Source organism: Heyndrickxia acidiproducens DSM 23148 (genome assembly GCF_000374345.1).
Classification (GTDB): domain Bacteria; phylum Bacillota; class Bacilli; order Bacillales; family Bacillaceae_C; genus Weizmannia; species Weizmannia acidiproducens.
The window spans coordinates 14,775-36,555 of record NZ_KB894005.1; the positions used below are offsets into that span (position 1 = coordinate 14,775).

Consider the following 21,781-nt stretch of genomic DNA (forward strand, 5'->3'; position numbering starts at 1 on the left):
GGTGTTTTTTGTTATATTTGTTATAGTTAGTTATAATAGAAGCAAAAAATTTTAGGAGAAAATACATAAGTGATGGCCGGGAATTAATATAACCAATGGGGGATACGAAGTGATTACATCAGAGGAAATTAAACGTAGATTGTGGGACGGAGCCAATGAACTGCGTGGTTCAATGGATGCCAGCCGTTACAAAGATTATATGCTTGGATTGATGTTCTACAAGTTTTTAAGTGATAAGACTTTAGAAACATTCAAAGTGACCAGTGGTATTGGGCAAATGTCTGAGTTTGAATTGGTTGAAGAATACACAAAGGCAAAAGCAGAATACGGCGAGCAGCTAGAAAAAATGATTCAGAATGTTCTCGGTTATTATGTCTCGCCTGAGTATCTCTATCAGACTTGGTTAAAAGACATCAATTCAGGAGATTTTGAAGTTCAAAAAGTAACAGATAGCTTGAATCACTTCGAACGTACGATTGCTGTGTCTGGTGATTCGGATGACTTTCAAGGACTATTCTCAAGTTCAACGCTTGATTTAACGGATACCGCTTTAGGTAGTAACTTAAACGAACGAAGCAAAAATATTAAGGCTCTGATCTTATTGTTTGCAGATCTGAACATGGTGGCACTGCAAAAAGGTGATGTACTGGGTGATGCGTATGAGTACCTCATCGGACAGTTTGCGATGGAGTCAGGGAAGAAAGCAGGGGAATTCTACACGCCACGACAAGTCAGCGAAGTCATGGCACAAATTGTAGCAAAAATGTCAGACATCAAGTCAATCTATGACCCAACTGTCGGTTCTGGTTCGCTACTTTTGACAGTTAAAAAGCATTTGGATGAAGATGCACAAAAGAATCTGAGCTATTACGGGCAAGAAAAGAATACAGCAACCTATAATCTAACCCGTATGAATTTGTTGCTGCATGGTGTTCGGCCTGAAAAGATGACGATTAAAAACGGCGATACACTTTCCCAAGACTGGCCAGAAGATCCGGAACGTCCAAATGAAGGCGTACAATTCGATGCAGTGGTAATGAATCCACCATATTCAGCTAAGAATTGGAATAGAGATGGGTTAAAAGTCAGCGATCCCCGCTTTGCAGTTGCTGGAGTGTTGCCACCAGACTCTAAAGGGGACTTTGCTTTCCTATTGCATGGATTATTCCACTTAGGTCAAAACGGTACAATGGCGATTGTTTTGCCTCATGGAGTCCTGTTCCGTGGTTCAGCAGAAGGCGAAATTCGTAAACGATTGCTGGACAAAAATTACATAGATGCCATCATTGGCTTGCCAAACCATTTATTTACCAATACAGGTATTCCAGTCGTTGTCATTATTTTAAAGAAAAACCGAAAAATTGACGAGCCTGTCCTGATGATTGATGCTTCTCATAGCTTTATTAAAGTTGGCAAACAAAATGTCCTCCAAGAAAAGGACATCGCAAAAATTGTGGATACGTATGTTGAACGTAGAGAAGAGGATGGGTACAGTCATCTGGCAACTAGTAAGGAAATACTAGAAAATGAGTATAATATGAACATTCCTCGCTATATAGAATCAGTTGACGAGGAAATTCCTCATAATGTGGATGCTCATCTACTCGGCGGGATTCCTCAAAAGAACATTGAAGACTTAAAGATTTTGCAGTCCACAGTACCAGATGTTTTAGAAGAATCTCTAAAAGAAATCCGTGATGGATATTTTGAGCTATTAAAACCTGTTGAGGAGATTTCTGATGATGTGTTGGGCGATTCCCGCATTGTTAAAAAAACAAAAGAACTCGAAAGCAAAACAAAAGCCTATATTGATAAATACTGGGACATTTTACGAAGTGTAAACAACAGCAGTAGCTTGACTCAGTTGATGGATGAAATGCTGGTTGAAATTAAGGAAATTCTTTCAGCGTTCAAATATATTGATGTTTACGACGGCTATCAGATTGTGGCGGAGATATGGAAAAATACACTGACACATGATACGGAAATCATTGCGTTAAGTGATTTCTATACAGCGGGACGCACGCGTGAGCCCAATATGATAACGAAAGGAACTGGCAACAAAAAACGTGAAGAGCAAGACGGATGGATTGGCAGTATCGTACCGAATGAGTTGATTGCGAAACATTTATACAGTGATGAACTAAAAGGAATCGAATCAAAGAAAACCCGCATTCAAGAAATTGAAACGGAGCTTTCTGACTTGGTTGAAGCTGCAAAAGTGGAAGAGAGCGATGAAGCCTATGCTTTAGGTGAATGTTTAAATAAAGCTTGCGATGCTTTTGAAAGCAAGTCCATCAAAGCTGCGTTAAAAAAGGCTAGCAAGGAAACTGCTGAAAATCACCTTTTGAAAAAAGTTGAGAAGCTATTTGCAGAAAAATCATCCCTTAACAAAGCCGTGAAAGCGGATGAAAAAGCGCTCAAGGAAGCTGTACAAGAACGTATTTTAACTTTGACGAATGAAGAAATTGACAACTTGATGTATGAAAAATGGTTTGGCAACACACTGGATGCCATAGTTGGTTTGGTATGGAAACCGATAAAAAAAGAGTTGGATACATTGCAAATGCTACACAATCGCTATGCTGATACCTTGTCAGCAATTGATGAAGAAATTCGAGACTCAGAATCAGCACTTGAAGCCATGATGAGTGAATTGGTGGTGGAAGAATAATGGAACAAACAAAATTGGTGCCAAAAAGAAGATTTAAAGAATTTCAAAACGCTCACGGTTGGGAACAGCGGGAATTGGGAAAGGTAGTCGACTTAGTTAAATCTTACTCGCTTTCTCGTGATGTTGAAACTGATGAAGATAGCAGTTTTCGTTATGTTCATTATGGCGATATTCATAAAAAAGTTGCTGATTTGATAGAAAGTGACGAACAACTTCCAATGATAAAAGCGGGTGATTATGAGTCGCTTCAAAAGGGTGATGTAATAGTAGCAGATGCCTCAGAAGATTATACAGGTATTGCAGAACCTGCTGTATTGCTTAATAAACCAAGCGCTAAGGTGGTTGCAGGGCTTCATACGATTGCTATGCGACCGAAAGAAATCACACCGTTATTTCTTTATTACTTGTTGCACACTGATAATTTTAAAAGTTACGGAACCAGAGTTGGTACAGGAATGAAGGTGTTCGGGATTACCACGAATAATTTATTCAAATATCCTGCTGCATTGCCTGTAAAAGAAGAACAAGAGGAGATAGGTAAGTTTTTCTATGACCTAGATAACCTCATCACCCTACATCAGCGTAAGTTAGATAAGACGAAAGCACTAAAATCAGCTTATCTTACTGTAATGTTCCCCGCTGAAGGTGAGCGTAAGCCAAAACGGAGATTTGCGGGATTTACTGACTCATGGGAACAGTGTAATTTAGGGGATTTAATGGAGATTTCTTCTGCCTCTCGGGTGCATAAAAATGAGTGGACAAAATCTGGAGTTCCTTTTTTTAGATCCAGCGATGTCGTGTCAGAATTTAAAGGAATTGAAAATAATAAAGCTTATATTTCCCAAAGTCTATTCGAGAAATTATCAATAAAATCTGGTCGAGTTAAAAAAGGAGATGTTCTGGTAACTGGAGGAGGTTCGATTGGAATACCCTACTTGGTAAAGAATGATAACCCGTTGTACTTTAAAGATGCTGATTTGATTTGGTTAAAAAGTTCAGAAACAACAACTAATGGTAATTTTTTATATACTTTTTTTATTACACCTTTTTTTAGAAACTATGTTAAAAGCATTACTCATATTGGAACAATATCACATTATACAATTGAACAGGCTAAAGTCACGCCCATTAGAATTCCAACAAAAAAAGAACAAACCAAAATCGGTTCATTTTTTGCCAATCTTGACCATCTCATCACCCTTCGTAAACGCAAGTTAGAAAAACTACAAAATCTAAAAAAAGCATACCTAAATGAGATGTTTGTATAAAGGGGAGCGTAAGCCATGAGCAATGCACCAAAGAGTGTGGCAGAGAAAACTTTTCAAGAGAATTTTGTCAAAGAACTGCAAAAGTATAAATGGGAAGCGCCCGATTTCTTAAACGGCAACAAGCAAAAGGTAACGGTTGCTGATTTGGTTACGCACTGGCGCAGTGAACTCAATCGTATCAATGCTGACCAGCTTGAAGGCGTGGAATTGACGGATAATGAGTTCAAACAAGTGACGGCAAAGGTCAATCAAATCAGCAATAGTTATGAGGCTGCGAAGATTTTGGCTATTGAAGGATCAAAAGGCAAGATCGATGGCATTTACCGTGATGACAATCCCAAAATTACGAGAAAACAAATCACGTTGACGATTTTCAAAAAAGCTGAAGTGCGTGGTGGGGACTCAAGCTATTGGATTGCTAGAGAAGTACAGACACCAAACGACAACCGTTTTGACATTGTCTTACTGATTAATGGCTTGCCACTCATCAATATCGAGCAAAAACGCACGGACAAAACGCTGGACGAGGCATTTGGACAGTTTAAACGCTACTATCGTGATGGCGAATACAGTCATAACTTTATGGCTTTTTCGCAGATGATGGTCATCACTTCCGAAATTGACACTCGCTATTTCGCTACGCCAAAAACAATAGGAGATTTTAACCCTAGTTTCGTGTTTCATTGGGCGGATAAAGAAAACAATGTAATAAACGATTGGAAAAAAGTAATTGAACAATTTTTGATGATTCCAATGGCACATCAGATGGTTGGCGATTACTTAGTCATTGATGAAGCGAGAGATGAGGAAAACAGGCGGCATATGTTAATGCGTCCCTATCAGGTCCATGCTCTGCAAGCGGTTGAAGGAGCTGCATTTGGATGGGACAATGATGAAAAAATGCCTCATGGCGGTTTTGTTTGGCATACGACTGGTTCAGGAAAAACGATCACAAGTTTCAAGACTGCTTTGTTTTTATCGACAAGAGCAGGATTTGATAAAGTCGTCTTCCTTGTTGATAGACGTGAGCTAGATAATCGTACCAGTGAAAACTTCAAAGCATATGCTGCCTATGAGCCGGTTTCTGTTGATGATACAAAACACACTTACCAGCTAAAAAAGAAACTGATGTCAGCAACGAATGGAATTGTCGTCACGACAACTTTCAAACTCAATGCTTTAGTGAAGGAACTGGAAGCAGCACACGATCATCGTTTAGCAGATAAGAAGATGGTATTTATCATCGATGAAGCCCATCGCACGACAATGGGGCAAATGATGGGAACCATAAAGCATTACTTCAAGAAAAATGGACTTTTTTTCGGCTTTACTGGAACACCATTGTTTGATGAAAATAAGGTCAAAGGCAAGATCAATGAAAAAAGCGAAGTCATCAATACAACTGAAAAGTTATTTGGGCCAATGTTACACCAATATACGATTGATGAGGCCATTGCGGATAAAAACGTATTGGGTTTTCACGTCGATTATATCAATACTGGAGAATTCAAGAGTTATGATGATTTAAGAGAGCAACTGGCTGAAAAAGCGAAGGAAGAACACCCTGAAATGGCGGACAGAGAAATCGAACGCCAGGTTCAAGAAATGTCAGAAGCTGAAGTTGAAAAGCAAGCTAAAAAACAAGGACTGCTTGTATACCAAGATGAAACGCATATCCCTAGTGTAGTTGAAGAAATTTTAAATAACTGGGAATCACAGTCACAAGGCAGAGAATTTAATGCAATTTTGACAGTGGCCTATAAAAATCGTGTAATTGCTTACTATAATGAATTTAAGAAACAACTAAAAGAACGTGGGGAAAAGTTGAATGTGGCGATGACGTTTAGTTTTGGTAACGAAAATGATCCAAAACCATTAGACCCTGAAATTGTCAAAGGGATGTTTAAGGACTACGCTACATTTACAGGCATTGAGTTTATTGCTGGGGATAAAAAACACGGCGAAGATGCTTACTTTGAAGATGTGGTAGAACGTGCCACTCGAGGCGGCAGTGGACGAAATCCTAAGAATATCGACCTCGTGATTGTGGCAGACCAACTGCTGACAGGTTATGACTCGAAGCGTCTGAATACGCTTTATGTTGACCGTTCACTTGAGCTTCAAGGTTTAATCCAATCTTATTCACGAACCAATCGTGTATTTGGCTCCAATAAAGAGTTTGGTACGATTATCAACTTTCAGTACCCTCGAATTACAGAAGAAATGGTAAATCAAGCTTTGAAGTTGTATGGAAGCGGAGGTAAGAGTAGTAAGGCAATTGTTGATACCTATGAAACGGCTGTAAAGAAATTCGTAATAAAAGTTACTGAGATGATTCCGACCTTATCTGATCCTACCGCATGGCAGACAATCGAACGTGATGAGAAGAAAAAAGAAGCATTTATCCTTGCTTTTAAGGAAGCCTATGATCAGTTGAATTTGCTAGAACAATATTATGAATTTATGTGGGATGATCAAGCTTTTGGCATTGATGAGCATACTTGGTTACAGTATGTCGGTGCGTATAAAAACTTAACATGGAAGCCAGGAACCCCACCTGCGCCATCAACCACTCATCCACTTGCGGGAAAAACGAAGCTGGCAGGAACACAAGTAATCGATGCGAATCATATTATTAGTTTAATTGGCTCAAAAATTACCTCACCGTATGGCATACAAACGGTGGATCGTGAAACACTCCGTATTATTTATGAACAAATTCAAGAGTTGAGTAACATGGGGGAACATGAGCAAGCACAGTTATTAAAGGAATTTGTGGATACTGAGCTTGTGCCTGGTCACTTATCAAACAGTGTAAACTTTGATGAGGCATTTGAAATTTGGAAAGCAGATAAACTGAAGGATACGATTATTCATTTTTCTTCGGAGTGGGGATTAGATAGCGAATTACTTGTAAAAGCAGTGAATTCATATTCTACTTCACAGCCTGATGTTGTTCCTTACATCAATGAACTCATCAGTAGTGTTGACTTCAGCAAGGCAACCAATCAAATGGCTGGCAATTTATTAAAGCATAACATGACACTAACGACCAAGTTGCCAGAATGGATTGCAGAAACGAAGCAGAAATATAGCTAATTTGATGACAGATATAGAGTAACCGAAAACGAAAAATAAATAGAAACAGAGTATGTTTAACTTTACCGGGAAAAAATGCCTTTATACATTAGCTTTTATTTCTTTGTCTTACATATCATCACTACATTTTAAGCACTTGGTTGCGATATAAATATTTAGTAATTGGAGGCTTTATCTTGAAAAAGAATATCTACGTAGTTGGTGCCGTTATAATTCAAAACGATCAAATCCTCTGTGCACAGCGCGGCCCAGGCAGGACCCTAGCCAATAAATGGGAGTTTCCTGGTGGAAAAGTTGAAGAAGGTGAAACGCCACAGCAAGCCCTGAAACGCGAAATACAGGAAGAAATGAAATGTAAAATTGAGATTGGGAAGCAAGTGGAGGACACAACGTATGAATATGATTTTGGCATTGTTCATCTAACAACGTTTTATTGCAAGTTGTTAGAAGGACAACCCATTTTAACGGAACATGTTGCAATAAAATGGATGAACAAAGAAGATCTTATGTCATTGGATTGGGCCCCAGCTGATTTACCTGCTGTTGAAGAGATTGCATCTACCAAAGATTGAATGCTGTATTTCCCTTTTCTGAAATGATTTACGATGAATGGAATGAATATTACAATAAAGGTATCCCACAAAAACGGTGATGCATATGAGTAACTTGATTAAAAGTTTGGAAGCCTCTTTATATCACGGTTTTATTAATGAGGCCCATGAACATGCAGGAAACTATCGTCCAAAATTATTAGTGAACCAATCGACGAAAAATGAAGACGTTTTAACGTCGATTCGAAATGAGATGGAGAACTGTAGATCATTTCTGTTTTCTGTTGCTTTTATTACAGAAAGTGGTTTGGCAACACTCAAGTCTCTTTTTCTAGACTTAAAGCAAAAAGGTGTGACAGGCAGGATTCTGACCTCAACTTATTTAATTTTCAATCACCCGAAAGTTTTTAGAGAATTAATGAAGATCACGAATGTTAGAGTGCGACTAGCAAGCGTGAAGGGGTTTCACGCAAAAGGATACATATTTGAACACGATGCTTATTATTCTTTAATTGTCGGAAGTTCCAATTTAACTGCACAGGCATTGCAAGTAAATTATGAATGGAACATAAAGCTCACTTCTCATGAAAACGGAGAAATTGTACATCACTTTAAAAATCAATTTGAAGAAGTATGGGCAAACTCTGAGATTCTAACAGAAGAATGGATCGAGCAATACGAAAAAACCTACGCTGAAGAGAAGAAAACAAATGAGCAAGTATATGATTTTCCAGTAGGCTATCAGACGAATCCGATTCAAGAAGCCTTAAAAATTCAACCAAACAAAATGCAAGATGCTGCTTTAAAGGAAATCCAGGCTTTACGAGATGAAGGAAAAAACAAAGGGCTTGTCATTTCTGCAACGGGTACAGGGAAAACCTATCTTTCTGCTTTTGACGTTCGCCGTTTTGCGCCAAAGAAAATGCTTTTTATTGTGCATCGTGAACAAATATTGCAAAAAGCGATGAAGGATTTCCAATTAATTTTAGGTGGATTGAGTCATGAGTTTGGTATTTTATCAGGAATATCGAAACAAACTGATGCTAAATATATATTTGCAACGATCCAGATGCTGTCGAAAGACGACACGTTATATCAATTTGCAACGGATGAGTTTGATTATATTTTGGTCGATGAAGTGCATAAAGCGGGGGCCATGTCGTACCGTAAAGTGATCAACTACTTTCAACCGAAATTTTTAATGGGCATGACCGCCACACCTGAGCGAACCGACGATTTTAACATCTATGAGTTATTTGACTACAACATTGCATATGAAATTCGCTTGCAAGAAGCATTAGAAGAAGATATGCTTTGTCCCTTCCATTATTTTGGGGTGAGAGATTTTCAGTATAATGGACAAACGATTGACGATGCGACAGCTTTGTCTCACTTGGTTGCGGATGAACGAGTAGATCATATTATCGATAAAATTACATACTATGGGTATTCTGGAGATAGCGTAAAAGGCTTGATGTTCTGCAGTCGGAAAAAGGAAGCGAAACATTTATCTGTACTTCTGAATGCACGTGGCTTGCGAACGGTAGCTTTAACAGGGGACGATTCCCAAGAAGAAAGGATCCGTTGTGTCACCCAATTAGAAAACGGATTATTGGACTATATTTTAACTGTAGACATTTTCAACGAGGGTATTGATATTCCTTGTATCAATCAAATTGTGATGCTAAGGCAAACCCAATCGAGTATTATTTTTATTCAACAACTCGGGCGTGGTTTGCGAAAACATGATACAAAAGAATATGTGACGATTATAGATTTTATTGGAAATTACAAAAATAATTATCTCATTCCCATTGCCCTTTCTGGTGATCAATCGCAAAACAAAGACAATGTGCGAAGGAGAATGGTGGATACAAGCTATATTAAAGGAGTATCTACGATTAACTTCGAGGCTGTGGCGAGGAAGCAAATTTTTAAAGCGATTAACAATTGCAAATTGAACGCTGCAAAGATTTTAAAAGAATCGTATATTGGACTAAAAAATCGGATTGGGCGTGTTCCATATTTATATGATTTTATCATCAATCATTCGATCGATCCGTGTGTCATCATAGAAGCAAATAAAAATTACGATCTTTTCCTAAGAAAAATGCGGGAAGATAAGCCGGGTTTATCAACGTATGAAAATCAGGTTCTTACCATGCTTTCCTTAGAGATTTTAAATGGAAAAAGGAAGCACGAAATTATTTTGCTTGAACGACTGTTGGAACAAGGAACGGTGACAGAAGAGGAATATGTTGCGTATTTAAGGAAGAATGGCTGTATGACAGATGGTCGAACAATGGAGTCGATCCGTAGAATCTTTAATCTTCAGTTTTTCACTGAAGTTGACCGAAAGAAATACGGAAATCAGCCGATTGTGTTATTCGAAGAGAACCAATATAAATTCAATGCAGAAATACGCAATGGTGTAGCTGAACATCCCTATTTCAGGATGCTAGTTGAAGATGTGGTAATGACGGCAGAGGAAAAAAGCAAAGAATATGAATGTGGTCGGGCACTCAAGTTATATGAAAAATACACAAGAAAAGATGTCTGCAGGCTATTAAATTGGTCAAATGATGAGCACTCCACCATGTATGGATACAAGTCAAAGCATAACACCTGTCCGATCTTTGTTACTTATGATAAAAAAGAAGATGTGGATTCAAGTGTTAATTACGAAGATGAACTGCTGAATCCAGAAGTGCTGAAATGGTACACAAAAAGCAATCGCACATTGAAGTCACAAGAAGTAAAGTCCATTCTTGAGGCAGATCAAAATCATACGGACATCCATATTTTTATCAAGAAAAGTGATGATGAAGGAACAGGATTTTATTACTTAGGACGTGCACATCCTGATCAAAACACTGCCCATCAAACCGTTATGGCGAGGAAGAATCTTCCGGTTGTATGTATGAATATGATATTGGAACAAAGTGTGGAGGACGCATTATATCATTATCTTACGAGTAATATTGATGCGGATTAAAGAAAAGGAGAAATTATCAATGGCAAAATGGTGGATGATTAGAGCCAGAGACAACAATGAGCCCATGCCTTTGTGGAGAAAAGAGGGCATGCGTCAATTGGTTGGCCTCAGTTCGGCGACCCTCAAAAATTTTCGTTATAAGTCTGAGCTGCAACAACAAGCAGATAAAGTGTTTTATGAAAAAACTCACAATTGAGAGCAAGTTGGGTAAACCAAGTTTAGAGGTTTAGTAGAGAGATAGAGGAAGGTGACAGGGTTATTACCTATTCCAAGGAAAAACGTGAGTACATGGTTGGTACTGTATTAACTCCTCATTTTTATGTTGCCAATAGTTTATTTGTTTAAACGGGGGGCTTTACGTCCTAATGTAGAAACAGTAGCAAAACGAAACTCCGTGAAATTACTTGACTTAGAGGCTTTAGTGCGGTTAATCATGTAATGGTATGATCACATGCCAAATGATGTAAGAGCATTGTTGCCTTTAAAGAGGGTGGATGTACCGGAAGTGGAACTAGCTGGGAATCCTGCTTACGTATTTAAGCAGCTGGTAAAAGTGATTTAATATTTGCTCTCTCTTGTCCAATTTTCTTGAAAATCTGGTATAGTAGTGTCGCGCAACAAGCTAGGTGGGAGGTTGCCCCTCTGCTTTTTTCCCTTGTCTTCAAGAGAATGGGATGAGCGAAATGGATATTCTCTTGCAGTTCTTGTTGTAGAAGCTGCCAAGGCGTTTGTGAATCAAACAATTGTCCTGGTATTTAGTAACCTGTCCGCAAAGAAACGCAAAAAAGAAGACCACCCGCAATGCGTCCAACAGAAACGGGAGGTCTTCTAAGAAGAAATAATACTTTTTAGGAGCAACCGCCCGCTTTGGACGAGTTGCACAAGCGGGGTGTTCGCAGCATCCCGCCTTTACCTTATTATATCCAATTCATTTAGCACTGAACAGGTTATTTTATCAGCTGCTATAACCGAATCCCCGTAACCTTGCTCTTCGGAATGGATGGGTCATGTTGTACGACAAATGCTATTTTAAAGCGGTTGACATATTCGGGCTCATGCGTTTTCGGGGTAAGGATGATCAGTTTTCGCTTGAGCTGTTCAACATAAAGATCAAAGACTTTTGATTTTCTTTGTTCGTCAAGGGCGCTGTCGAATTCGTCGAGCACGATGAAGCCGGGCGTGGTTTCCAGGTTTTGCAGAAGGGCGAGTGCAAACAGCAGGGAGCTGAGGGATTCTTCGCCGCCGGAAACGCCCTTTCCAACCCTGCCGCCGCGCGCTTTTACGCTGACATCTTCCATTGTGCCGCGGTGCCCTTCTTTACGCGCTTTGAGATATAAATTAAAGTGGGTGCGCCCTTTTTTATCTTCACGCGGCTCCCAGCTGATTTCACCTTGGAATTGGAAAGCAGCCATATAAACGGCAAACCGTTTGTTGATCTCCAGTACGCGCATATTGATGGTTGTTTCCAGGTCCTCTTTCAACTTTGCTGTTCTTTCCTTATCGTTTTCCAAAAGAATTTTTGACTGCTGATACTCAGTCTCCAGCCTTTCAAATTCTTCTTTTGCTTTCCGGTAATTGTCTTCAGCCGCAGGATCGATGCCTTCCTGGTGCCTGGCATTGTCAAACTTGACCATGCCATTTTCGAGCTGTTTATTTAACGCTACTTCTGAAGCATGTGTGCTCTTTTCAAAGCTGGCACTGAATTCGGCGTATAAATCCGGTGCCAGGTTTTGCATTTCCTGAATTTGCTGCATTGTTTTTACGAGTGCGGCCTGGTATGTTTCCAGCCGGTCCTGTTCCCGGTTTTGCTGATTTTGTGTGCTGTCGGTATTTCGGTTGATGTCCTCTATCTGGTCGTTGGTTGTATCAAGCTTTCTCCCCAGTTTTCTGATCTGCTTTCCCTGTTCATCAATCTTTAACTCCAATTCTTCGCGGGCGGCGTTCAGGTGTTTGATTTCTTTCTTTTTTTCATTTTCCAGATCGCTAAGCTTGCGGAGCTGGTCAAATTTTTCTTTCCGCTTCCCAAGTTCTTTGTAAAACTCCAATTCCAGATTGATCATGGCCAATTCATGTTGCTGCACTGCCTGAATTTGAAAAATATGATTCCTTTCCTCGTCCAGTTTTTGAAGTGCCTGTCTGCATTGGGATTGGGCCGCTTTCGTTTCTTCTAATTTCTGCTTTCTCAATGCACGCTCATGTTTTTGTGTCATAAACGCTTCGGCTTCTTTCACTTTCTGAATCTCACTGTTTAAAATCTGAAACTGTTCGGTATCCGACTGAATTTTTTGCTCAAGCTTTGATGCCTTAATTTTCAGAGCGTCCAGCTGCTGTTTCACTTCTTGCAGGCGGATTTGGCGCGCTTTTTGGCTAAGAATGAAAGCTTCCTTTTCCTGCGGCCCGCGGATTCCCCTTTGATCAATTAAGCTGCTTTTTTCTATTTTTGGTTCTTCATCAGTAAAAAACTGTCTTACCCAATAGAGGGCTTTGGCGGCAAAACGAAATTGCGCTTCGTTCAAACCGTCTTTGATTTTCAGATGGAGTTCCGGGATCTGTTCTTCCAGTTTGTCCGGCACGATATCCATGAGCGGCACATGGTATAAATCATTTGGCGGCTGTGCATGCTTACCGTTAAAGAACACGGCATACTTAATGGCATTAAAGCGGTTCTCGTCTTTCAGGTTAGCTGCGCCGTCCAGCTCCACAAGTTCTCTGAGCGGAAAAGCTTCTATGCCATTTTGGCGAAAATATTGGAGAGATTGCTGTTGCCGTTCTGATACATTGCGGTCTTTTTTCAGGGAGATTTCTTCTTCCTGGAGCCGGGTGATGGCATGATGGGTATCATACAGCTGATCTTTATTTTGGTTTATTTCGGCATTAAGCCGATCGATTTCTTCCTGGACATGATGGCTGCTATGAAACCGTTCCAATTTTCCGCGGTGGATTTTTTCTTGTTTTTCTGCTTCCTGAATGAGATATTGCAGCTCTGCCATTTCGTTTGCGAGCCGGCTTAACGCGCTGTTTTTTTCTTGCACGGATGCATTGATTTGCTTTAAATTTTGTTCGGCATCGTGCTGTTCTTTTAATATGGTCGCTTGTGCGGATTTGGCTTCTTCTTCTGTTCGGGTAATGGTTTTCTGTTTTTCTGTCAGGCTTTCGAGTTCCTGTTCGAGACCGGTTTTTTCATCTCTGATCGTTTTTAACCGGGAATTTTCCGCTTCTATATGCTGCTCCAAGCTTTCTAAATTTTGTTCGAGCTTTTCTAACTCGTCCTTTAAAAGCCGGATTTGTTTTTCCTGATCTTCTTTAATAATAAATGAGGAAGCATGCCGTTCTTTAAAGTCTTCAATTTGCGCATTCAAATCTTCCAAAATCGCCCCCGCTGTTTCGATCTCTTTTTTATAAAACAACTCAAGATCGAGCAAGGCATGGGTGGCTTTTTCGGCGCCTTCTTTTAATCTTTTTCGGTTATCGAGATAAGCATTGAAAGCATTTTTTAAAAGGCTTAGATTCTGCTTATTTTGTTTCACATGAATTTCAGCAGACCGCAGCGTTTCCTCGGTTTCTTTCAGTTTCTCCATGCTTTCTTCCCAGTTTTTCCGCGCCTGGTCGATGCCGTGCATTTCGCTGAAAATACGGAAGCGTTCTTCGGGATACATAACGGCAAATTGGTTGACTTCCTGCTGGTACCAAATCAGGTAGAAGAGGTCGGAGTCAATTTTATAACGGTACTGCAACGCTTTTTTATAGGCGGAAAAATTATGGTACTGGTCACCTGACGTATAAGTCGTTTTTTCCTGCCAATCATCAATGGCATCGCCTTTTTCAACGATAAATGCTTTTTTAATCGGCTGCCCCGGCTCCTGTTCAATGCGCAGCGTAAATTCGATAAATTCCGGCTCGTCGATTTTCATTTGCCCCTCATTTCGGAACAAGAGGGAAATGTGCGCCCGCCATACTTTATCGGAAGGCAGGTTTCTGGACCGTAAGCCTTCAATGTCCACTTTTGAAGAATAGAGGACAGCGCCCATGCAAAAGCTGATGGTTGATTTCCCGGAACCATTCGGGCCTGTAATCATCAGATGTTCGTCCCCGCCAAGATCCATTAAAGTCGGTTCAAAATCCCGGATGCCTGCAAATTTAATACGGTAAGGAATCATTCGTTATCCCCTTCTTGATATAAGTTGTAGCGTTTAAAAAATTTCAAAACTTCTTCTTTGTTTAATTGGTTGGACTGGCTAAACTCGGTTGTGCGCCGTAAAAACGAATCGGAAAACATATGCGCGCCGATTGCAGTCAGCTGATAGGCTTTTTGCTGGGAATTCGCATCGTATTCTTCGATAGCGCCGATTTTCTTGAGCTGGTCGATGCTCAGCTGGATGCGCTGGTTTGCCTTTCTCGTCTCGTGCCCTAAAGCTTCCAGCACCTGGTCGAATAAGGAGAATTCATGCTGGAGAACCTCCTGCTGGTAAAACATATAAAGAAGGAGGGCGAGGCTTTCCTTTGATAAAGTGTTGCGTGCTGCCCGTGCAGGAACACGCATCATCACAATAACCTGGTCGCGGCGTTCATCATAGATGACTTGAAAATAGCGGCTGACTGCCTGGTTGACGCGTGTGATAAAGGAGAAAAATGCCTCGTCATCATGCTGGATTTTCAGCTGTTTTTCCACTTCTTTTCTGGAAAGGCCAAAGTTGGCTGCGCGGATGGAAGCTGAGGACGAAAATAATAGATTCATAAAGGTCAGTTCTTCGGTTTCCGAGAGAATCCCTTTTAGGGAAGCCATCACATTTAAAGGGGAAGTATTTTCAGCTTCCCGTTCCTGGCTCGTGAAGTCATTGCTTGTCATTCGGTTCACCTTGCTTTCTTTTTGTGATCATTTGCCTGGCATCCTGTTCATTCATCCATTCCCATGCTTTTTCATAAATCTTTGTTTCGATTCCATCCGGCTGCGGCCGGATATCAATTTTCTTATTGGCAACAAGGGCGGCAAGCGCTGTTAAAGCGTTGACCGCGTCACTCCACTGATCGGAAGTGGCTTCAATGACAACTTGTTCCATAGAAGCTTTATGGACTTTTTCCAAATAGGTTTCGATTTGTTCTGTTTGAATCATCGATTTTGTCAGCATCCAATTCGAGTTTCCCAGCAGTTCGCCCATATCGTCTTTTGAGCCTTCTGCTGCCACGTATTCAATCGTTTCTTCTTCGCCGCTTAATGCTTCTGTAACAGGTTCATAGTTTTCCAAATAATCAATGGCCTCCGAAATGGCGCTGCCGGAGATCGGGGAAGCGAATTTTACCGGGATCCATAGCCCGTCCATTGCCTCGCCTTCATATTGCCCCTGCTCCATAAAACTGAACATTTGGTGGGCATTCGGAATATCTGAATCAACAGGCGGATCAAACATGGACATGATAAACTGCCGTACAAGGTCAGGCTGGATGCTGCTTGACAAAGGCGTTTTCTGCATCGTTGTAAACTTTAAGTATTTGTTGATCATGCCAAGACTTAAGTTTGTTCCTTCTGACATCGCCGCCGTTCCCCGCTGCATCAGGTCTGTTAAAATCAGGCTTTCATCCATCGTTTCAAACATGCGGAACCGCTCGCTTAATTTTTCCTGCAGTTCGGCCATCAGATCGTGGATTTTCTGTAATTGCGGCAAAGCGTTCCGGTCGGCCAACAGCTCCAATTCACGTTCTTTTAACATGGTAATTGTATTTTCCACATTCCGGATCAGGCTTGCGATTTTATTCCCGCCTGAAATGCCGTGATCATCGTATGCTTCGCTGAGTTCCGCATCCCGGCGCGCCTGAAAAAGCGAACGCCCGATGTCGTCCTCCAAATAATAGGCGAGCGAATCATTGGCAAGGCGGATGAGCACGTCCATCATTCGCTTTCCTAAATCCCGCATCTTCAGCCCGGTTGTTTGTTTCGACAGCCAGTTATTGTTAACGAGTACATTCACAATATGCGCTACTTTCTTTTTCGATGGGGGGTCCGTATCCTGGAAACGGTTTTGATACCGGTAATATAAGGTATCCGCGTTTTGAATGTGATCCCCGAGGCCGAGCGCTTCTTCATTGATGAGTTGAAGAATTCTCAGGAACCGCAAAATCTCAGCGGGTGAATCAAAGACGCTTTGTGAGCCCATTTCACTTAAGACACCCGATAAAGTCGCAATATCCCGCATTGATTGCAGGACAGCAGGGGAGTCCGCTTGTTCTTGAAAGATTGATATTAAAGGGTGATCCATTTTTTCCACAGCATCACATCTCCTGTTTGTTCTTCTTGTTCCATCCGATTGGTTTCGAGGAATACAGACATTTGCCTTGCATATTGCACCCAGCTGTCTATAGCCGTACCCATTGGGCCGATCCATTTAACGGAACCGGTGCCTTTTACAATTTCAAATAGCTCGCGGGCGATCCTGACGCCGTCCGGATCGTAGTCTGTCCAAATTATGACCTGTTTTAGCGCGGAATGCCGGAGAATCTGTTTAATAAAATGCCGGTGGGCCGAGCGGACATGGCCGTCACAGCATACCAATAAAATCCGCATTTCCTGCAAAAAGTTTTTTTCTGCAGCCATTCTTGTTAAAATGGCACGATTTTCAACGATCCATAAAATTTCAGCTTTCGAGGTATAGGCATCTTCATAAAGGGATAAGTTCGTCACAGCATGAACCGGTCCGTAGCCGTAGGAAGAGTATGCGCCTGTTACCTGCCCCGAAAAATAGACAGAAGTAATATGGCCGAGGCTTACCATTCCGAGTGCTTCAGCCGGATAACCGCTCCAAACTTCAAAAAGATCCAGAAATTCTGTTTTGCTCCGGTCAAAAACCTTCGAGCCGCCAATTTTCCTATAATAGGAAGCGCCGACTTCTTTCCAGTCAAACCGTTCATGTGTACAGCTTATTTGGATGAGTGCAAGCAAGAAATGGAGGAACTTGATACGCTTTTGATCCGGCCATATTTTTTCGAATAAATCGGATTCACTCAAAATATCAGGATGGCAAACAAATAAAAACCGTTCTCTGATATTCTCATAGATTTTTCTTTTTACAGTAGATTCGACAGATGAAAAGTTTATTTGTTCAAAAGCGTTATTCAGCTCCTCCAATTCATCTTTTCGTTCCTGCTTCTGCACAATCCTTTGCTCTTTTTGGAATTGATAAAAGGTATAGCCCATTCGAAAACACTGGCTGTCCACGGTTTTTCCGTCCGTTTTGAGGCGGACTTCCTTTAAGATCCATCCTTCTTCGAGCCACTTTAGCGTTTGCGGATCATCTTCACTAAGCGCTAATTTTTTCCTTGGCGTCAGATGCATACCCTTCAGTAACTGGCCTGCTTCACTATCCCCGTCCGGCTGGCGGCTTCCAATCGTAAGGATGCCCATAGTCCGGTACGTTCGTTTTGTTATTTTTACAATGGGGATATCTGTAAACGTTTCTTGTGTGATGCCATCCAGGCTGAGCTGCTCATTTTTTCTTAAAATGTATGTATTCAAATAATCCAGTACGGCTTGTTCAATCATCCCGCTCCCTCATTTCTCTTATTTTATTGTAGCAAATCCACCGGGAGAGTGAACTGGGAAGTGGTACCTTTTTAATAGGGGAGATGAAAGATTTTTTAAGAAAAATTTATATAATGCGGATGCCGGATTGGTGTGATGGTGAGAAACAACGGGGATTTTTCCTGAACTGAAAACCATCCAATTTAATCATGCGGAGAAGGCCAAGTTTACCGAATCGTTTCACAAACATATACGCAATCCGGTTGCCTAAACCTGTTTTAATGAAGCCCCTTGAAATAAAGAAAGCAATAACGATCAGCCAAATCGTTGTATTTTGAAAGCCGCTTAACGCTTGCTGAAGTTCCAGCGTTCCTGTCAGCACAACGGCGGTAATGGAGAGGATGGCAATACCGCCCATTGGCAGTGGTTTAATAATGAGTCCAATAATAGTCGCCACAAAAATAGCAAATAAATGCCAGGCTTTTTCATCGAGGCCAGCAGGTGCACCGATCAGCCATATGATGACACCTGCAGCCAATGTAATAAACAATGAGATGAAGTGAACTTCCTTCTTTTTTTCTCCTTTTACTTGTTTGTTTTGTAATCGTTTTTGAGTTACCATCATGTTCACCCTTTGTGGAGAAAATTTAACATTTTTGTATAATTTCGCAATCCGAAATAAATCTACGTAGTTCTTATCCCCCTTAATGAGCAGAATACTCCGCCTCCCGGAAAGACAAATCTATTCCTCTCATTTTATATTGTCTTCCAAATATTAGCGTGACATTATTCCCTTGGATTATTCATGAATGTAAACCGTTCGGAAAATGAAAGGGTCAGGGTCTTGTTTTTCAAGTGCTGCGGAAATGAAGCATCCAGTGCCGCTCCTGTACCCGCCAATCTACTCCCAATTCGTCAGCATGTCCACCATCTTTTGCTGCAAAGGCGTTAAAATGTGGTTTGACCGGTAGGCAAGGGAAATGAGGAATTCCGGCTGGCCCGGGTCAGTCAGCGGCAGTGCGACGACGGGGTCATATTCCGCGACAGCAATTTCTGTAAAAAAGCTAATGCCGACATTTTCAGCGACCATGCCTTTGATAATTTGGATATCGTTGGTTCTGTAAATCACAGCGGGTTGGGTGCGGGTTTGTTTCATTAATTTTTCAAATGCCAATGGGTGGATGAAACGGTCACTCAGCTGAATGAATGGCTCGTTTTTCAGATCTTTAAAAGCAACAGATTTTTTCGTGGCAAGCGGATGCTTTGGACTCACAATGATTTTGAATTTTTTACGGGAAAGTAAATGCTGGGTTAACTGTCTTTCTTCGATTGGATGAATAGAGCCCAGCAAAGCCATATCGATTTTGCCTGTTGTTAAGTTTTTTAAAAGAGATTGTGAACCGTCTTCGTGCACATCGATATTTTGAAGCAAGTTTTCCTTAGCCAGCTTGGATGAAATCAACGGGAAATAATAATTTCCGATAATCGGCGGTAAGCCAAATACCACTTTTTCCATTTTCAATGCATCGATCTCTAAGCGGGCAATGTCAAGCTCTTTCAATATTTGGGAGGCATGCCTTTCGAATTGGCTGCCGCTTGCTGTGAAGCGTATCTCCTTGTGGGATTGGTCCCTGATAATCAGCTGCGTATTTAACTCTTTTTCCAGCCGCTGAATGGCAGCTGTAATCGCCGGCTGGCTGACATCGAAAAAGTCAGCAACTTTCGTGTAACTCTTCTCCTGGTACAGTTTTTTAAAGTATTGTAATTCTTTGATGTTCATAAAAAAATCCTCACTACTAGTAAAAGTTTCACATTTTGTTCAAAATAAGCTCTCCGGGGTTTCCGCAATTTCTTCAACCATCGCGATTTTTTGTTAAGCGCTTCACATGCTGCAGAAACGGGATTTCTCACTGCCGGCCTTTTTTTCATATAACTATTTTTTTGCTTAACCCCTAGTTTTGACTATAAAATCTTTGCGCTGTTATAGTCTTCACTGTACTTATCAGAACTTATTCAGTCAAGGAGGAATCAAAATTATGGCAATCAAACCTCAGGAAATCCTTAATAATCCATTTATAAACAAATCTACAGGTTTCACAGAGGAAGAAAGAAAAGCTTACCATCTGGAGGGGTTACTGCCTCCGAAAGTCCAAACGATTGAAGAACAAGCTGTCCAGGCTTATCGCCAATATCAAAGCAAACCAACCGATTTAGAGAAGAGAATTTTCTTAATGACATTATTTAATACAAACCGGACCTTGTTTTACTATTTAATGGACAAGCATGTTGTGGAATTCATGCCAATTGTTTATGACCCGACAGTTGCCGATTCGATTGAACATTATCATGAACTGTTCATGAACCCGCAGGACGCAGCCTTTTTGTCCATTGATGATCCCGGGAATGCAGCGGCTACATTAAAAAATGCAGCGGGAGGACGCGATATCCGCTTGATTGTGGTGACGGACTCAGAAGGGATTTTAGGCATGGGCGACTGGGGGATAAACGGCGTCGATATTGCGATCGGTAAATTAATGGTTTACACCGCTGCAGCAGGAATTAATCCTTCCCATGTCCTGCCTGTTGTTATTGATGCCGGAACCAATAATGAAAAATTGTTAAACGATCCGCTTTATTTGGGAAATAAACACAAACGTGTCCGCGGAGATCGGTATGATGACTTTATTGACCGGTTTGTGAATGCAGCGACGGCACTATTTCCTGAAGTTCTCATCCACTGGGAGGATTTCGGGCGTTCCAATGCCGCAAAGATCCTTGAAAAGTACCAAAACACCATTCCAACTTTTAATGATGATATTCAGGGCACAGGCATTGTGGTGCTCGCTGGTATTTTAGGGGCGATGAACATTTCCAAAGAAAAATTAACGGATCAGCGCATTCTTGTATTTGGTGCCGGAACAGCCGGTGTCGGCATCAGCAATCAGATTTTAGATGAAATGATGCGCAAAGGTTTATCAGTAGAAGAAGCACGCAAGCATTTCTTCTTGGTTGATAAACAGGGGCTGCTGTTCGATGACACTGAAGGGTTAACCCCGGGGCAAAAAGATTTTGTGCGCAGCCGCCCGGAATTTCCAAACAGCCGGGAACTAACCAATCTTGAGGCAGTTGTGAAAGCCGTCCATCCTACGATTATGATTGGAACATCTACCCAGCCAGGTGCTTTTACGGAATCGATTGTAAAAGAAATGGCAGCCAATACAAGCCGCCCGGTTATTTTTCCGCTGTCTAATCCCACCAAATTAGCAGAAGCGAAAGCAGAAGATTTAATTGCCTGGACAGATGGAAAGGCACTTGTCGCAACCGGTATTCCCGCCCAACCTGTTGAATATAAAGGCGTCACTTATGAAATCGGGCAAGCCAATAATGCCCTTATGTATCCCGGCCTCGGCCTTGGCTTAATTGCTTCAACCGCCTCCCTTGTAAACGGGGAAATTTTATCACAAGCAAGCCATGCATTGGGCGGAATTGTGGATACAACACAACCCGGAGCTGCCGTTCTTCCTCCTGTTTCCAAGTTAACCCAGTTTTCACAAAGAATTGCTGAAGTCGTTGCGCAAAGTGTCCTTGATCAACAATTAAACCGTGAAAAGATTACGGACGCCAAAAAAGCGATTCAAGCTATCAAATGGGAGCCAAAATACACCGGGCTAGACTTGAATTAAG

12 protein-coding genes and 1 pseudogene are annotated in these 21,781 nt (G+C 41.2%); 7 read left to right on the forward strand and 6 right to left on the reverse strand.

Going from position 1 to position 21,781, the window contains the following annotated elements; all coding sequences use genetic code 11:
- The first annotated feature begins 109 nt into the window (after positions 1 to 109).
- From C232_RS0111740 to C232_RS20255, 6 genes are all read left to right on the forward strand, one after another.
- On the forward strand, positions 110 to 2,674 hold the full coding sequence (locus C232_RS0111740) for a type I restriction-modification system subunit M (RefSeq protein WP_018664328.1): 2,565 nt from the start codon (positions 110 to 112) through the stop codon (positions 2,672 to 2,674).
- Positions 2,671 to 3,942, forward strand: coding sequence for a restriction endonuclease subunit S (locus C232_RS0111745; protein ID WP_026314591.1), 1,272 nt, complete (start codon positions 2,671 to 2,673; stop codon positions 3,940 to 3,942). The genes C232_RS0111740 and C232_RS0111745 overlap by 4 nt, the downstream gene beginning before the upstream one ends.
- 15 nt (positions 3,943 to 3,957) lie before the next feature.
- Positions 3,958 to 7,041: a type I restriction endonuclease subunit R, EcoR124 family gene (locus C232_RS0111750; protein WP_018664332.1), complete on the forward strand. Its 3,084-nt coding sequence runs from the start codon at positions 3,958 to 3,960 to the stop codon at positions 7,039 to 7,041.
- A gap of 176 nt (positions 7,042 to 7,217) precedes the next feature.
- Positions 7,218 to 7,613: a (deoxy)nucleoside triphosphate pyrophosphohydrolase gene (locus C232_RS0111755; protein WP_018664334.1), complete on the forward strand. Its 396-nt coding sequence runs from the start codon at positions 7,218 to 7,220 to the stop codon at positions 7,611 to 7,613.
- Positions 7,614 to 7,698: 85 nt separating this feature from the next.
- Complete coding sequence (locus tag C232_RS0111760) at positions 7,699 to 10,587, forward strand: DEAD/DEAH box helicase (protein ID WP_018664342.1); 2,889 nt, start codon at positions 7,699 to 7,701, stop codon at positions 10,585 to 10,587.
- A gap of 19 nt (positions 10,588 to 10,606) precedes the next feature.
- Positions 10,607 to 10,783 carry a hypothetical protein gene (locus C232_RS20255; RefSeq protein ID WP_018664344.1) on the forward strand — a complete coding sequence of 59 codons (177 nt, stop codon included), beginning with the start codon at positions 10,607 to 10,609 and terminating at the stop codon, positions 10,781 to 10,783.
- A gap of 766 nt (positions 10,784 to 11,549) precedes the next feature.
- On the opposite strand, the gene C232_RS0111775 is transcribed toward C232_RS20255, so the two are convergent.
- From C232_RS0111775 to C232_RS0111800, 6 genes and pseudogenes are all read right to left on the reverse strand, one after another.
- The gene (locus C232_RS0111775) at positions 11,550 to 14,744 is read right to left on the reverse strand and encodes an AAA family ATPase (protein WP_018664348.1); all 3,195 of its coding nucleotides are present in this window, start codon (positions 14,742 to 14,744) and stop codon (positions 11,550 to 11,552) included.
- A complete protein-coding gene (locus C232_RS0111780) occupies positions 14,741 to 15,433 on the reverse strand; it encodes a hypothetical protein (protein WP_018664350.1) in 693 nt (230 codons plus the stop codon). The genes C232_RS0111775 and C232_RS0111780 overlap by 4 nt, the downstream gene beginning before the upstream one ends.
- Entirely contained in the window at positions 15,420 to 16,847 is a 1,428-nt protein-coding gene (locus C232_RS0111785; RefSeq protein WP_018664352.1) for a hypothetical protein, read from the reverse strand. The genes C232_RS0111780 and C232_RS0111785 overlap by 14 nt, the downstream gene beginning before the upstream one ends.
- A complete protein-coding gene (locus C232_RS0111790) occupies positions 16,823 to 18,118 on the reverse strand; it encodes a DUF2399 domain-containing protein (protein WP_018664354.1) in 1,296 nt (431 codons plus the stop codon). Before C232_RS0111790 ends, C232_RS0111785 begins: the two co-directional genes overlap by 25 nt.
- 196 nt (positions 18,119 to 18,314) lie before the next feature.
- Positions 18,315 to 18,719 (reverse strand): annotated as a pseudogene (locus C232_RS0111795) (SLC13 family permease); the annotation flags it as partial.
- Positions 18,720 to 18,998: 279 nt separating this feature from the next.
- The gene (locus C232_RS0111800; protein WP_018664357.1) at positions 18,999 to 19,877 is read right to left on the reverse strand and encodes a LysR substrate-binding domain-containing protein; all 879 of its coding nucleotides are present in this window, start codon (positions 19,875 to 19,877) and stop codon (positions 18,999 to 19,001) included.
- 262 nt (positions 19,878 to 20,139) lie between these two features.
- On the opposite strand from C232_RS0111800, the gene C232_RS0111805 reads away from it, so the two are divergent.
- Complete coding sequence (locus C232_RS0111805) at positions 20,140 to 21,780, forward strand: malolactic enzyme (protein WP_026314592.1); 1,641 nt, start codon at positions 20,140 to 20,142, stop codon at positions 21,778 to 21,780.
- Position 21,781 lies beyond the last annotated feature (1 nt).

Bases quoted from the DNA above. Each gene is read 5' to 3' on its own strand.
- C232_RS0111750 (WP_018664332.1), top strand. From the start codon at position 3,958: ATGAGCAATGCACCAAAGAGTGTGGCAGAGAAAACTTTTCAAGAGAAT.
- C232_RS0111760 (WP_018664342.1), top strand. From the start codon at position 7,699: ATGAGTAACTTGATTAAAAGTTTGGAAGCCTCTTTATATCACGGTTTT.
- C232_RS20255 (WP_018664344.1), top strand. From the start codon at position 10,607: ATGGCAAAATGGTGGATGATTAGAGCCAGAGACAACAATGAGCCCATG.
- C232_RS0111775 (WP_018664348.1), bottom strand. From the start codon at position 14,744: ATGATTCCTTACCGTATTAAATTTGCAGGCATCCGGGATTTTGAACCG.
- C232_RS0111780 (WP_018664350.1), bottom strand. From the start codon at position 15,433: ATGACAAGCAATGACTTCACGAGCCAGGAACGGGAAGCTGAAAATACT.
- C232_RS0111790 (WP_018664354.1), bottom strand. From the start codon at position 18,118: ATGATTGAACAAGCCGTACTGGATTATTTGAATACATACATTTTAAGA.
- C232_RS0111800 (WP_018664357.1), bottom strand. From the start codon at position 19,877: ATGAACATCAAAGAATTACAATACTTTAAAAAACTGTACCAGGAGAAG.